Origin of the sequence: Pseudomonas sp. B21-017, assembly GCF_024749245.1 — a bacterium.
Classification (GTDB): Bacteria; Pseudomonadota; Gammaproteobacteria; order Pseudomonadales; family Pseudomonadaceae; genus Aquipseudomonas.
Genome location: NZ_CP087194.1, coordinates 3,593,608 through 3,607,653, shown reverse-complemented (window position 1 = coordinate 3,607,653; position 14,046 = coordinate 3,593,608). Strand labels below are relative to the sequence as shown.

Annotated in this window: 16 protein-coding genes; 9 read left to right on the top strand and 7 right to left on the bottom strand. The window is 60.1% G+C overall.

Annotation, left to right across the window (positions count from 1 at the left end):
- Positions 1–38: 38 nt before the first annotated feature.
- From LOY28_RS16210 to LOY28_RS16200, 3 genes are all read right to left on the bottom strand, one after another.
- Positions 39–464, bottom strand: coding sequence for a cupin domain-containing protein (locus LOY28_RS16210; RefSeq protein ID WP_258614461.1), 426 nt, complete (start codon positions 462–464; stop codon positions 39–41).
- 276 nt (positions 465–740) lie between these two features.
- Complete coding sequence (locus LOY28_RS16205; protein WP_018926158.1) at positions 741–1,034, bottom strand: putative quinol monooxygenase; 294 nt, start codon at positions 1,032–1,034, stop codon at positions 741–743.
- Positions 1,035–1,157: 123 nt separating this feature from the next.
- The gene (locus LOY28_RS16200; RefSeq protein WP_258612130.1) at positions 1,158–2,591 is read right to left on the bottom strand and encodes a PLP-dependent aminotransferase family protein; all 1,434 of its coding nucleotides are present in this window, start codon (positions 2,589–2,591) and stop codon (positions 1,158–1,160) included.
- Positions 2,592–2,798: 207 nt separating this feature from the next.
- On the opposite strand from LOY28_RS16200, the gene LOY28_RS16195 reads away from it, so the two are divergent.
- From LOY28_RS16195 to LOY28_RS16185, 3 genes are all read left to right on the top strand, one after another.
- Entirely contained in the window at positions 2,799–3,239 is a 441-nt protein-coding gene (locus tag LOY28_RS16195) for a carboxymuconolactone decarboxylase family protein (protein ID WP_018926156.1), read from the top strand.
- A gap of 92 nt (positions 3,240–3,331) precedes the next feature.
- Positions 3,332–4,318: a LysR family transcriptional regulator gene (locus LOY28_RS16190; RefSeq protein ID WP_258612129.1), complete on the top strand. Its 987-nt coding sequence runs from the start codon at positions 3,332–3,334 to the stop codon at positions 4,316–4,318.
- A 69-nt stretch (positions 4,319–4,387) separates the two neighbouring features.
- A complete protein-coding gene (locus tag LOY28_RS16185) occupies positions 4,388–4,906 on the top strand; it encodes a GNAT family N-acetyltransferase (RefSeq protein WP_018926154.1) in 519 nt (172 codons plus the stop codon).
- 1 nt (position 4,907) lies between these two features.
- On the opposite strand, the gene LOY28_RS16180 is transcribed toward LOY28_RS16185, so the two are convergent.
- Positions 4,908–5,606, bottom strand: a complete 699-nt coding sequence (locus LOY28_RS16180; protein WP_258612128.1) for an aspartate/glutamate racemase family protein — start codon at positions 5,604–5,606, stop codon at positions 4,908–4,910.
- 77 nt (positions 5,607–5,683) lie between these two features.
- On the opposite strand from LOY28_RS16180, the gene LOY28_RS16175 reads away from it, so the two are divergent.
- Together LOY28_RS16175 and LOY28_RS16170 are read left to right on the top strand one after the other, a co-directional pair.
- A complete protein-coding gene (locus LOY28_RS16175; protein ID WP_258612127.1) occupies positions 5,684–6,460 on the top strand; it encodes a helix-turn-helix domain-containing protein in 777 nt (258 codons plus the stop codon).
- Between the two features lie 70 nt (positions 6,461–6,530).
- Positions 6,531–7,025 carry a hypothetical protein gene (locus LOY28_RS16170; RefSeq protein WP_064618184.1) on the top strand — a complete coding sequence of 165 codons (495 nt, stop codon included), beginning with the start codon at positions 6,531–6,533 and terminating at the stop codon, positions 7,023–7,025.
- A gap of 144 nt (positions 7,026–7,169) precedes the next feature.
- On the opposite strand, the gene LOY28_RS16165 is transcribed toward LOY28_RS16170, so the two are convergent.
- Positions 7,170–7,391 (bottom strand): cbb3-type cytochrome c oxidase subunit 3, encoded by a 222-nt coding sequence (locus LOY28_RS16165; protein ID WP_258612126.1) that lies wholly within the window; start codon positions 7,389–7,391, stop codon positions 7,170–7,172.
- Between the two features lie 15 nt (positions 7,392–7,406).
- Positions 7,407–8,834 (bottom strand): cytochrome-c oxidase, cbb3-type subunit I, encoded by a 1,428-nt coding sequence (ccoN, locus tag LOY28_RS16160; protein WP_258612125.1) that lies wholly within the window; start codon positions 8,832–8,834, stop codon positions 7,407–7,409.
- Between the two features lie 264 nt (positions 8,835–9,098).
- Between ccoN and LOY28_RS16155 the strand changes: the two genes are divergently transcribed.
- From LOY28_RS16155 to LOY28_RS16140, 4 genes are all read left to right on the top strand, one after another.
- Positions 9,099–10,772, top strand: coding sequence for a nitrite/sulfite reductase (locus LOY28_RS16155; protein WP_258612124.1), 1,674 nt, complete (start codon positions 9,099–9,101; stop codon positions 10,770–10,772).
- Positions 10,769–11,263, top strand: a complete 495-nt coding sequence (locus tag LOY28_RS16150) for a DUF934 domain-containing protein (protein WP_018926147.1) — start codon at positions 10,769–10,771, stop codon at positions 11,261–11,263. The genes LOY28_RS16155 and LOY28_RS16150 overlap by 4 nt, the downstream gene beginning before the upstream one ends.
- Positions 11,264–11,349: 86 nt before the next feature.
- Positions 11,350–12,318 carry a hypothetical protein gene (locus LOY28_RS16145; RefSeq protein ID WP_258612123.1) on the top strand — a complete coding sequence of 323 codons (969 nt, stop codon included), beginning with the start codon at positions 11,350–11,352 and terminating at the stop codon, positions 12,316–12,318.
- A 120-nt stretch (positions 12,319–12,438) separates the two neighbouring features.
- Positions 12,439–13,110: a DUF3313 domain-containing protein gene (locus LOY28_RS16140; RefSeq protein WP_019650018.1), complete on the top strand. Its 672-nt coding sequence runs from the start codon at positions 12,439–12,441 to the stop codon at positions 13,108–13,110.
- A gap of 455 nt (positions 13,111–13,565) precedes the next feature.
- On the opposite strand, the gene LOY28_RS16135 is transcribed toward LOY28_RS16140, so the two are convergent.
- The gene (locus LOY28_RS16135; protein WP_192350688.1) at positions 13,566–13,991 is read right to left on the bottom strand and encodes a YciI family protein; all 426 of its coding nucleotides are present in this window, start codon (positions 13,989–13,991) and stop codon (positions 13,566–13,568) included.
- Positions 13,992–14,046: the final 55 nt, after the last annotated feature.

Below are 14,046 nucleotides of genomic sequence, written 5' to 3'. Positions count from 1 at the left end.
TTGGGGGGGGGGCTGGTCGGGCCTCTTCGCCTCAGCGATCAGTTCTGCAAAGGAATCAACACTTTCTCATCCGGGGCCAACACCATGAACACCAACAGCTTGGCGGGTTGGGTGGCGCTGGCATTTTTCGAGACCAGATGTTCCGAACCGGCCGGCTCATACCAGAATTCGCCAGCCTTGTAGGTAATCGCTTTTTCGCCTTTGACTTGAGAAGTGATCTCCCCCGAAAGCACATAGGCCATGGCCGTACCCTGGTGTTTATGGGCAATGGAAGATTGGCCCGGCTGGTAATCGACTTCGATCATCAAGGCTTTTTTGCCGGGGGCGTTTTTTAGCATCTGATCTTGCAGGATGGTGACGTTTTCCGAAGGGGCGGCGGTTTTGTCGGCGAATGCCGAGGCTGAAACGCTCAGGGCCAGGGCGGTGAGAGAGGCGGCAAAAAACGAAGTGCATTCATGGTTGATTACCTGTGGTGGTGAGTCGTCAGGGACCACGGTAAGCCGCGCCGTCGGGCAATCAAACGGCCAATTTTCCGGAAGGTGAGGGGACCAATCACGAGTGCGAAGAGCTAAAGGGTGATGAACTGTGGCGAGGGAGCTTGCTCCCGTTGGGCTGCGCAGCGGCCCCAAAACCGGTGGGCGCAAAGGGCCAGACAGACTGCGTTCGCTGGGTTTACGTCTGCTGCGCAGACGAGCGGGACGGTGCGGCAATCTGACAAGCACCCTCGCCACAGGTGTTTGTCAGACGATAGGAAAGCTGTTGAAGTCGACGGCATTGGCCAGTCGGCTGTCGATCAGGCCGATAAAGCCTTGCACTTCGGGGCGATTGAAATGCGCTTGCATGGCCGCTTCCGATTGCCAGCGGGCGCTGACCGTCCAGCGGGTGTCGTCTTCGGGGCAGCGGTCGACCATATAGCCGTCACAGCCCGGAAGTTCGCGCAGGGTGTCGACAATCTTTTGCAGTTGTTTGCCCAGTTCGTCCGAGCGACCGGCGGCAGCTCGTATCTTTACGGTGTTGAACACTTGGTTGGACATTACTCACACTCCTGAATCAGGCCGGACGAATCCTGCTCATTGAGGGATAACGCCCATGCAGGATAGGCCTGCCCCCTTGGGCCGCCAATAGCCAATCACCGGATAAAACCGCAGACCAATCCCTCAACCAACCTGCTGCAAAATGTCCCGCAAACGGTCCAGGGCGATGTCGATGTCCAGGGTTTCGATCGCCCCGAATCCCAGGAAAAGCCCGGCCCGTGGCGTTTGCTGGTAAAAAAAGTCGTCCAGGGTATAGAGCCCCACTTCGACTTTTTTCGCGAGTTCGATCACCAATGGAATATCGACCGGCACCTTGCACAGTACCGCCATGTGAAACCCGGCCGTGGTCGGCACCGCTTCGAACCATGGCGAAAGGTCGCCCGCCATCCTCGCCAGGATCCGTTCGCGGCGCCCGGCGTAAATCGTATGGCAACGCCGGATGTGCTTGAGCAGACAGCCTTCGGCGATGAACTTGGCCAGCGCCCATTGGGGCAGGGTGGAGGTGTGCCGGTCGGTGAGTTGCTTGGCGCTGATCACCGCTTCGAGAATCGCCGGCGGCAAAATCGCATACCCCAGCCGCAACTCCGGCAACAGGGTCTTCGAGAAGGTGCCGACGTAGGCGACGATGCCGCGTTCATCCAGGCTTTGCAGCGAGTCGGTGGGCCGTCCTTCATAGCGGAACTCGCTGTCGTAATCGTCCTCGATGATGATCGCCCCCAGTTCGTGGGCCCGTTCCAGCAACGCCAGCCGACGCTCGTGGCTCATGGGCATGCCCAAGGGGAACTGGTGCGAGGGGGTGACATAAATCAGCCGCGTGCCGTCGGGAATGTGCTCGACCTGGATGCCTTGCGCATCGACCGGCACGCCGACCACCGTTGCGCCATGAGTCCCGAACAACAGGCGCGCAGGAGGGTAACCGGGGTCCTCCATGGCCACGAGGCTGCCCGGTTGGGTCAACACCCGGGAAATCAGGTCCAGCGCTTGCTGCGCGCCATTGCACACCACCACGTCTTCGTCCCGACAATTGACCCCGCGGGAAAATGCGATGTGCTGTGCGATTGCATTGCGCAACGCCGGCAGGCCTTCGGGCTGGCTGTAGAAACCCTTGGAGCCGGCGATCTGGCGCAAGGCATGGGAGGTACAACGGCGCCAGTCGTCCTGCGGAAATTGGCCCTTGCTGGTTGCACCACCGATAAAGTCGTAGCGCAGCGAGCCTTCCAGCGTCGGGTGGCGCAAGAACGTCGGCAACTTGCGCCAGCTCTCGATGACATCGAAGCTGGCCAATTCCGAATGGCTCTGTTTACGGACGACTTTTGCCGCCAGGGCATTGACGTAGGTGCCTTTGCCGATCACCCCGGTGAGGAAGTTTTCGTAGGTCAGTTGTGCATACGTGTCGGAAATGGTCTTGCGCGAAATCCCCAGTTGTTCGGCCAGCAAACGGCTGGGCGGCAGCTGCGTGCCGGCTGCCAGGCGCCCGGATTCAATGGCGCTGCGCAGTTGCCGGTACAGCTGGCCTGCCAGATCCTTGCGGCCGTTGATGACAACGTGAAGTTCCATACCGGCGGGGCTCCTGGGCGATTGTGAGGCGACTGTGCGTCGCGCCAGATTACCTGCATGAGTGACTGCACAGAAGTTGCGTGGGTGAAAAACCGGCGATTGGTCTTCTGTCGGGCGGTCCATGGCTTTTTCGCTGAATTGGCTCTGTAACGCTCGTGCATCAGCGCCTAACGTGGAGATACCGATTCGCGCCACGAGGCCGCCGCCATGACCGTTCGCCTGGATTACTACAGCGCATCGCCCAAGGCGATGAAAGCCATGATCGCCATGGAGGCCTTGACCCGTGATCTGAGCATCGAACCGGCGTTGCTGAACCTGATCAAGATCCGCGCCTCGCAGCTCAATGGCTGCGCCTTCTGCACTGACATGCACTCGGTGGACGCACGTCGTATCGGCGAGACCGATCGGCGGCTGTATGCAATCGTGGTCTGGCGCGACAGCGGCTTTTTCAGCCCTCGGGAGCGGGCGGCCCTGGCCTGGACCGAAGCGGTGACCCTGCTCGCGCAAAGCCATGTGCCGGACGATGTTTATGCACTGGCCCGGGAGCAGTTCGGTGAAGGGGAATTGGTCGACCTGACGATGGCCATCAGCGCCATCAACAGCTGGAATCGCCTGGCGGTGAGTTTTCGGCAAACCCCCGGCGGTTGATTATTGGTTTGGTTTTTGCCCGCTTGTCACATCAGGTTCATGAACGATCAGCAGGATGAAACGCTCAAGGACAGATCGACAGGGAGTCATCAATGTCATTCATGGAATCCGCCGGGCGTCAGGGCGTGGCCGAGTACCATTCGCCCGTAGAACACAGTAACGCCTTACACTCACGGATAGCCGGAATCGATCCGGTGTTGCTGCAGTCTTTCAGGGTCAGCGCCCGCTGTGGCTGTTTCATGCAGGCGGCCCGCAGTCTCAATATCAAGTCGACCCAGTTGCGTAAACAATTGGCGCAACTTGAAACACAACTGCAGCGCTCGTTGTTCTGCCATTCGGGCAATGGCTTTGCCCTCAGTCGTGACGGGTTGCAGCTTCAGGCGCAGTTGATGGCCTTGGCCCGTGAACGCGACTTGCCGGTGATTGAACAGCCCTTGATTCGCCTGGCCGTGGCCGAGTCGATCCTGCACGACATCCTCGGTCGCGACCTGGTCTCGCTGCTGCGGCGCAACGCCAGTGTGCGCCTGGACATCATTTCCCTCGACAGCGAACTGTCCCTGCGGGCGATCAGCGCCGATGTGGTGGTGTGGCTGACGGGCACTGATTCGCCGCTACCAGGCCCCAGTTTTGCCATCACCGAGCCCCAGCGCCTGGCACGGCTGGACTATCTGCCGCACATTGCCAAACGTTACTCGCGGGTCGCGGCCCGCCCGGACAGCCTGGGTGACCTGGCCGACTTCATGCTGGTGCAATGGCAGCACGACCGCCAGGTCGAGACCTTTGGGCCGTGGAACCGTCTGGTGGAGCAGCGCCTGGCGGGGGTGGTGCAGTTGCATTCCTATGAGTTGATGCTGGAGATGATCCGTTGCAGCGCTTGCATCGGTTTGTTGCCGCACTACATGAGCCGATTCGATCGAGGGCTGCTGGCGTTGCCCGGGCTGTTCAACCAACCGATGCAGCGCCAGGTGTGGATGGCGGTTAATGCCGACTCCCGAAATGAGGCCGAGGTGCAGGGAGTTGTCGAGCTGATCCGCAATACCTTCAACGAGCGGCGGGAGTGGTTTGAGCAGCTCGACTGAGCTTCTGGCAGAACACCTTTGTGGCGTTATAGAGTAGGCGGCCATGTACGCATCAAGGACGAAACACTCATGCCCGCCGACTCCGTCATTACCCTCGAACGCTTCAACGAATCCCACATCGAGGGCGTCACCGCCCTCTACAACGACCCGGCTGTGGCCCGTCAGGTGCTGCAGATGCCGTTTCAGTCCACCGAGGTCTGGCGCCAACGCCTGATGGCCGACAACGAACGGGCGGTGAAACTGGTGGCGCTGCACCAGGGAACGGTCATCGGCAACATCGGTCTGGAACAGTTTTCGCGAGTTCGCCGCAGCCACGCCGGCAGCTTCGGCATGGGTGTCGCCGTGGCTTGGCAAGGCAAGGGTGTCGGTTCGAAGCTGCTGGCGGCGGCGCTCGATGTCGCCGACAACTGGATGAACCTGCAACGGGTCGAACTCTCGGTGTACGCCGACAACGAAGCGGCCATCGGCCTGTACCGAAAATTCGGCTTCGAGACCGAAGGCCTGTTCCGCGACTATGCCGTGCGTGACGGTCGCTTGGTCGATACCCTGAGCATGGCGCGCTTGCGTCGCACGCCCAAGGAAGGTTGAGTCAGTCGCCCAACGCAAACGCAAACGCCACCGCCGCCTGCGCATGCAGTTCGGTGGTGTCGAACAAGGGCAGGGCGCTGTGCTCGGGTTTGATTAGCAGGCCGATCTCGGTGCAGCCGAGGATGATCGCCTGGGCGCCGCGTTCGGTCAGCGCTTCGATCACCCGTTGATAGACCTGGCGCGACGCCTCGCTGATGACCCCGACGCACAACTCGTCATAGATGATCCGGTGCACCGCCTGACGCTCTTCAGCCTCCGGCACCAGCACCGTCAGGCCCTTGGCCGTCAGACGTGCCTTGAGAAAATCCTGTTCCATGGTGAACGCAGTACCGAGCAGACCCACCCGCAGCGCACCGACATCCAGCGCTGCCTGAGCGGCAGGGTCGGCGATGTGCAGGAACGGAATATCGATCGCCGACTGAATCTGCCCGGCCACCTTGTGCATGGTGTTGGTACACAGCACCACGCAGTCAGCGCCGCCAGCCTCCAGGCGTCGCGCGGCATCCACCAGAATCGCCGCCGCATCGTCCCAGCGCCCGGCATGCTGGGCCTGTTCGACAGGGCCGAAGTCGACGCTGTACATTAGCAATTTCGCCGAACGCAACGGCCCGAGGCGGTCGCGTACCTGCTGGTTGATAAGACGGTAATACTCGGCGCTGGACTCCCAGCTCATGCCGCCGATAAGGCCGATGGTGCGCATGTCGTGCTCCTGTGAATGGCAAATCCTTGGGGAGAGTGTCCAGTGGATCCTTGTTCCGATCTATCAGGAAATTTCACATGCCCGGTGTGCTGAGCGAGAACCTGTTGGGCGGCAGACTCTGCCTGCAACTTTTGCCCCGTGCGCCGTACAGCGCGCGGGATCCGGCGCAGTCACAAACCCTCGGGGTGACGCTGGAACGTCAGCAGGGCGTGCATGCGATCGATTCTGACCGGCGGACGGATTTCGATACCTGGCCGGGCGTATTGGCGTACACGCCGGTCGGCGTGGAGGTGTTTTCCGAATCGGCCAGCGGTGGCGAGTATCTGTTGATGCGGCTGGATGAGCCGTTCGCCAGCGAACAATTACCCAGTGTCGCCCACCGTGTGCAGTCTTGCGGCAATCGACGTGCGCTGACCATCGCACGTGAGATTCGTCGTCAGTTGCTCGCCACGCAGCCCGACCTGCTGGCGCTTGAGCAATGTGCCGCGGCGCTGGTTGGCGTCGCGGGTTCGATAACCGATACAACGCAGCGTGCCACGTCCAAGGCCTTTGCCCGAGTCATGGAACAGATCGCCGAGCAGTTCCAGCACCCCCTGACGCTGGAACAATTGGCTGTCACCTATGGGCACAACGAACTGCGCTTTCTGCGCGATTTCACCCAGGCTATTGGCCTGACGCCTCACGCCTACCTCATTGAAGTGCGGCTTCAGGCCGCACGCAGGCTGATCGAGCGCACGGCTCTGCCCTTGGCCAGCATCGCTCTGGATGTCGGCTTCGCCCATCAGTCCCACATGGGCAGTGCCTTTCGCAAATACCTGGCCATGACCCCCAGCCAGTACCGCTCGCGCTTTTAGTCGTACGCCGGCAGCGCGCATCTGCCATGCTCAAAGTCCGCAGCACCGCTTCAACCAAAGGAACACCGCAATGGACGACGTACAGCAACTGGGCGAGATGCTTCGCCACTACGCAGAAAGCGAAGCGCACAAGAAGCAACTGTTTGAAGCGCAATCGGCCGTGTGGGCGACGCGCATCGGGGAGTTGTTCGATCAGATCCAGCAGTGGCTGGCACCGGTCCTGGCACCGAACCTGCTGGAAGTGAGCCGCGAGGCGTATGTCGCATCCGGGCCGAGTGTGCCGGTGGAGACGTCGACGTTCAAGACCGAGAAACTGAGCGTCGTTATCGCCGGCAAACCGGTGGAGTTTGTGCCGGACGTGATGGGCGTTGGTGGGCAGATTTCCCTTGCCGTGATGGGGTTGACCGCGGCGCGCTATGGCAGTATTTCGCTGGTGTGCCTGCCACCGTCCAGCGCCTGGCAATGGCGCAAGACCAACGGCCTGAAAGACCCGGACACGTTTGCCTTCGATGCAAACTTTTTGGCGCAGCAACTGCAGAGCCTGATTCCCCGCGAGCGCAACTAATGCCTGTGTGGCGAGGGGGCTTGTCGGACCGCCGTACCGCCCCGTTCGAGTGCGCAGCGCTCGCAGGTCTTGGGTCCGCTGCGCGGCCCAACGGGGGCAAGCCCCCTCGCCACAAGCCCGCTCCCCCAGTGAATTGGGTGTACCTCAGATTTCGAGGTTGCCCCAGCCAGGTTTCAACTCTTGCGGCGCTACCGCTTTCACTGTCTTGCCGGTAGCCAATTCCACCCGCCGCGCCACCTCGGGGTCATCGGCAAACGGAATCAGGCTGGCATCGTCCAGGCTCTCGGTCGTCTGCTGTTTCAAGCAGTATTCGATCGCCAGCCAAAGCCCCAGCACGCCCAATAGATTCAATGCCATTTCGATCATGTCAGGCTCCTTGCCTCAGGCATACTGCGCTTCAAGTTCGGCCATCTTCACATCCGCAACCCGCACCGTACGCCACACGTTATACGCCATCAGCAGCATGCCGCTGAGGAAGAACACCCCGCCGACAAACCGCACGATGAAGCCCGGATGACTGGCCTGCAACGCCTCGACGAACGAGTAGGTCAGCGTGCCGTCGTCGTTGATTGCGCGCCACATCAAGCCCTGGGTGATGCCGTTGACCCACATCGAGGCGATGTACAGCACGGTGCCGATGGTCGCCAGCCAGAAGTGCAGGTTAATCAGCGGCACGCTGTGCATTTGCTTGCGGCCGAAGACTTTCGGAACCATGTGATAGATGGCGCCGAAGGTGATCATCGCCACCCAACCGAGGGCGCCGGCGTGCACGTGGCCGATGGTCCAGTCGGTGTAGTGGGAGAGGGCATTGACCGTCTTGATCGCCATCATCGGCCCTTCGAAAGTCGACATGCCGTAGAAGGCCAGGGACAGCACGAGGAAGCGCAGGATCGGGTCGGTACGCAACTTATGCCAGGCCCCCGACAGCGTCATCATGCCGTTGATCATACCGCCCCAGCTCGGCGCCAGCAGAATCAGCGACATCGCCATGCCCAGGGACTGCGCCCAGTCCGGCAGTGCGGTGTAGTGCAGGTGGTGGGGACCGGCCCAGATGTACAGGGTGATCAGCGCCCAGAAGTGCACGATCGACAAGCGATAGGAATACACCGGCCGACCCACCTGTTTCGGCACGAAGTAATACATCATCCCGAGGAACCCGGTGGTGAGGAAAAAGCCCACCGCGTTGTGCCCGTACCACCACTGCACCATGGCGTCGGTGGCCCCGGAGTACACCGGATACGACTTGAACCAGTCCACCGGAATCGACAGGTGATTGACCACGTGCAGCATGGCGATCACCACGATGAACGCGCCGAAGAACCAGTTGCCGACGTAGATATGCTTGGTCTTGCGGCGCACCACGGTGGTGAAAAACACGATGGCATAGGCGAGCCAGACCACCGTCATCCACACCGCGCCGGAGAACTCGATCTCGGCGTATTCCTTGGTGGTCGTGTAGCCCAGCGGCAGGCTGATCAGCATCACCACGATCACCGATTGCCAGCCCCAGAAGGTGAATGCAGCGAGTTTGTCCGAGAACAGCCGAACCTGGCAGGTGCGCTGCACGGCGTAGTAACTGGCGGCGAATTGCGCACTGCCGGCAAAGCCGAAAATCACCAGGCTGGTGTGCAGCGGGCGCAAGCGGCCGAAGGTGGTCCACGGCAGGTCGAGGTTCATCTCGGGCCATACCAGTTGCGAGGCGATCCATACCCCCATCGCCATCCCGACGACGCCCCATACCACGGTTGCCACGACGAATTGGCGGACGACCTTGTAGTTATAGGCCAGTCCGATTGTTGCTGTGCTCATGGTCAGTTCTTCCACGGTTGCAAAGTCTTGCCAGGCCACCCGGTCTGGCATGCGATGAACTGTAGAAACCCTGCCGGAAACAAAACAGTCTCAGGAAACTTTCATTTATACGGATCAGATGCAGGGCATGCCTGCGGCCATCAGTCGCGTCCTGATACGGTTTTTTAGTGTTTAGCTGAATCTGTAACGTGCTGTGCCGCAGGTTCATAGTCGCTACCTCGAGAGCGAGCCGCAGAGCCCGATCAATCCTGATGAGGTAGCCACATGTATCAATACGATGACTATGACCGGGCCCTGGTGTTCGAGCGTGTTGCGCAGTTTCGCGATCAGGTCGAACGTTTCATGGCCGGCGAATTGAGCGAAGAAGAGTTCCTGCCCCTGCGTTTGCAGAATGGCCTGTATATGCAAAAACACGCCTACATGCTGCGCGTGGCGATTCCTTACGGCACCCTGAGCGCCAGGCAAATGCGCACTCTGGCGAGCATTGCCCGGGACTACGATCGTGGTTACGGCCACTTCACCACCCGGCAAAACATGCAGTTCAACTGGATCGAACTGGCCCAGGTCCCGGACATCCTCGAACGCCTGGCCCAAGTGGAAATGCACGCGATCCAGACCTCCGGCAACTGCGTGCGCAACATCACCACCGAAGCCTTCGCCGGCGTCGCGGCGGACGAGCTGATGGACCCGCGTCCGCTGGCGGAGATCCTGCGGCAATGGTCGACCATCAACCCGGAATTCCTGTTCCTGCCGCGCAAGTTCAAGATCGCCATCTGTTCGGCGAAACAGGACCGCGCGGCGATCATGATGCATGACATCGGTCTTTATCTTTATTGCGACGACAGCGGGCAAATGCTCTTGCGGGTGATCGTTGGCGGCGGGTTGGGGCGTACGCCGATTCTCGGTCTGCAGATTCGCGAAGGCTTGCCGTGGCAGCATTTGCTGTCTTATGTCGAGGCGGTGCTGCGGGTCTACAACCGCCACGGGCGGCGCGATAACAAGTACAAGGCGCGGATCAAGATTCTGGTCAAGGCCCTGGGGATCGAAGCGTTCGCCAAGGAAGTGGAGGAGGAGTGGCAACACCTCAAGGACGGCCCGGCGCAGTTGACCGACGTCGAGTATGAGCGTGTCGCCAGTGCCTTTGTGCCACCCGATTACCGTTCACTGGCCGGCACCGACCTGGACTTCGGCACGTGCCTGGCCGAGCACCCGGCGTTCGCCCGTTGGGTGGCGCGCAACGTTCAGCCGCACAAGGTGCCGGGTTACGCCAGCGTGGTGCTGTCGACCAAGCCGGGTATCGCCGCGCCGCCGGGGGATGTCACGGCCGAGCAAATGGAAGCGGTGGCGCAATGGTCCGAGCAGTTCGGTTTCGGCGAAATCCGCATCGCCCATGAACAGAACATCGTCCTGCCGGACGTGCCCAAGGCAGACCTTTATGCGCTGTGGTGCCTGGCCTGCGAGCAAGGCCTGGGGAGTGCCAACATCGGCTTGCTGACTGACATCATCGCTTGCCCCGGCGGCGACTTCTGCGCCCTGGCCAACGCCAAGTCGATCCCCATCGCGCAAGCGATTCAGGCACGTTTCGACGATCTGGACTACCTGCATGACCTGGGCGACATCAGCCTAAACATCTCCGGCTGCATGAACGCCTGCGGCCATCACCACATCGGCAACATCGGCATCCTTGGCGTCGACAAGAACGGCAGCGAGTGGTACCAGATCACCCTCGGCGGCGCCCAGGGCAAGGACAGCGCGTTGGGCAAGGTCATCGGCCCGTCCTTCAGTGCCGCCGAAGTGCCCGATGTGATTGAACGGATCATCGGCACATTCGTGCGCTACCGCGAGAGCGAAGAACTGTTCGTCGATACCCTGGCGCGCATCGGTCTGGAGCCGTTCAAGGAGCGCGTCTACCCGAAAGTTCTGGAGGTGTCGGCATGAACAATCTGCTGCGTTTGCGAGAGGGCGGTGCCGAGTGGGTGCGCGATGACCCGTGGCAGTTGATTCGTGAAACGACCGGTGAACCGCCGGCCGGGCCGCTGATCCTGCCGTTACCCCAGTGGCTGGCCCTTAACGCCGACACCACAACCGCGCTCGAAGGTGTCTGGCTCGGTCCTGACGACGAAGTGACAAATCTGATTCCGTGGTTCCCCGACCTGCCGCTGATTGCCCTGGACTTCCCGAGTTTTCGCGACGGACGTGCCTACAGCCAGGCCTATCTGTTGCGCACGCGATTCGGATGGCAAGGCGAATTACGCGCGATTGGCGATGTGCTGCGCGATCAACTCAGCCACATGCGCCAATGCGGTTTCGACAGCTTTGCCGTGCGTGAAGACAAGTCTGCCGAAGATGCGCTGAAGGGACTGGCGGGGATGAGCGTGTTGTATGGGCGTTCGGTGATCGAGCCGCGGCCGTTGTTTCGGCGGCGGTAGGGCATCGAGATCTTTTGCTTGGGCCAATGATGGCATTTTGATAGAGTCCGCGTCTCATAAGGAGTTGGTGAAGAAAGGAGTCTGGTTTGGGCGCGGGCAAGAAGATTTTAGGGTTGATAGCGCTGTTGCTGATGGCGGCCCTGTGGGGCAGTTATTTTTATGTGTTCAAAGAGAACCGTAACGGCCAGCTCGGGGATGCGTTCGACAGCTACGCCTGGTGCGGCACGCCGCCGGCCAGCGATAGCGGCGGGCAGGGCAAGGATCAACTGTCGCTGCGCATCACCAACAACGTTCGCGGCGAGTTCATGCTCTCGGGGGCGGTTGTCGTTTCCGAGCGAACCTTTGATCGCTACGACCTGGGCCGCAACGAACTGCGGCTGCGCATGGAGCCGCTACAGTGGTCCTACGGCGTTGCGCCGATTTTCATGGAACAGGTCAAGATCAAACCCCTGAGCCGTAACCTGTCTTCGGTCAACAAAAGTGCCTACGCCGAACTTGAGTCCCGGCCCATCGACGTCCAGGGGCGTGCGACCGATTTTCCGTTCGACACCTACCGCTACGGTTACAAACCGGTGTTGTACTACCTCAAGGGTAACGAGCGCGTCGACCTGCGTTTCAAAAACGTCACCACCAGCATGCAGATGTCCAACACCTTTACGCCGATCCAGAAGTACAACCGTGTCGAGTACATCAACGAGAAAAATTCGCTGATCAGTGAGCAGGACTACAAGCCCTACGGCGCCAACGAATGCGCGTTCAGCGTCGAGCGCAAGGGCTCGTTCAAGGTGATTGTGTTGCTGTTGTTGCTGGTGATGTGCCTGCCGCTGCTGCACGTGTTCTATCGCGACGAGCCGGGCATCGACTTTCTCGCGACGCTGGTGAGTATTGGCGCGATCCGGGTGTTCCTGGTGGGGCCGTTGAACGATTTCCAGTTGTACACCATCGACTTCCTGTTCGGCGCGGTGATCATCCTGGTGGGCACGGTATCGTTGATCAAGGCGATGCGGGCCAATAGCCGGCGGGAGTTGGCAGCGAAAAGCGGGTCTTCGTGGTGATTGCCGCGACCGTGGCGAGAGCTGAAAATTGTGATTTTCGATACAAAAACGCCGGGCATTAGCTATACCTGTAACTCTCGTAGGCAATACCGTTGCCGTCCTTCTGACAGGAGTTAAAGCATGAAGCTTGCGTTAATGATGAGCACACTGTGCATCGCCTCTCTCGGGGTGGCGGGTTGCGCCAGCAAAGTCGTCGAGCCAGACCAGTACTCCGGCTTTCTCAAGGACTACAGCCAGCTCAAGGAAGCCAAGTCGCCATCGGGCGCCGTGGTGATGCGCTGGGTCGATCCCAAGCTCAACGTCAACAAATACACCAGTGCCTACATCGAGCCGACTCAGCTCTATCCCAAACCGCAGCCGACAGCGAAAATCCCTCAGACCACGTTGAACGGCATCACCAGCTACTACGATCAAGCGCTCAAGCGCGAACTGGGTAAATCCCTGCCACTGGCCAGCGGCCCGGGCCCAGGCGTGATCGTGGTACGTGCGGCGATCACCGCCGTCAGCAGCAAGACCGAAAGCCTCAAGCCATATGAAGTGATCCCGATCGCCCTGGTGGCAGCGGCCGTCACCACCGCCAGCGGTGCTCGCGATCAGCAAACCGATCTGGCCACCGAAGCGGTGTTTCTCGACGGCGGCACCAACAAAGTCATCGCCCAGGTGGTGCGCAAGGGCACCGGCAAACCGCTGGAAAACGAAGCTCAGGTGATGAAAGCCGATGACGTGAAAAACGTGATCGATGGCTGGGCTTCGGACATGAATCAGTCGTTTGTAAAATTCAAGTCCAAGTAACGCGGGTTTATTGTTCGCGCAAGATCGTTCCCAGGCATGGGAACGATCAATCCCCTTGGCTATTCCCCCGGGATGTCGGCCGGTATGACAGTGAGCGCAACCGGCGCCGCATGACTTTGCATTGTCTGGGCACCGACACCACAACTTGCGAAAAGCGCCATCAGGCTGAATCCCGCAACGCGAAGCAAACCTTTCATAGACGTTTCCTCATTTTCCGAAGATGACATTCGGTCTGGCCTGCATGAAGGCTTTTTTTACTCTAGCAGGTGGTTGTCGCGTCAACGGGTTTGCTTGTTGAATTGAAGATCCATTCGCGGGCAAACCACGCTCCCACAGGTATTGAGTGAGCCTTGGCTGATTTGCCAACCACAATCTCCTGTGGGCATGGGCTTGCTCGCGAAGAAGGATTGTCAGTCAACATCACTGTCGAATGCTGAGTCGCGCGTAGGTGTGCTTCATTGCTTCTTCGCCTGTGCCCGCACGCGCTCTTCCTGTTCACGCAGTTCCGGGGTGAACTCTGCACCGAAATCTTCGGCCTCGAACACCTGGCGAATTTCGATCTCGGCCTCTGTACCCGGCATCGGGTTGGGGCAGCGCTTGACCCACTCGATCGCTTCCTCTTTCGACTTCACCTGCCACAGCCAGTAGCCGGCGATCAGCTCTTTGGTTTCGGCGAACGGGCCGTCGATCACTGTGCGTTTATCTCCCGAGAAGCGCACACGGGCACCTTTACTGCTGGGCTGCAGGCCATCGCAGTCGATGAGGATGCCGGCCTTGGCCAGTTCCTCGTTGTAATTGCCCATTGCGGTCATCAGTTCTTCGCTGGGCATCACGCCGGCCTCGGAATCGGGGCTGGCTTTTACAATGATCATGAATCGCATGGTCTTGTCTCCGTTGAAGTTGAGTGATTCATTGCATAGTCGAATGGGCGTGACT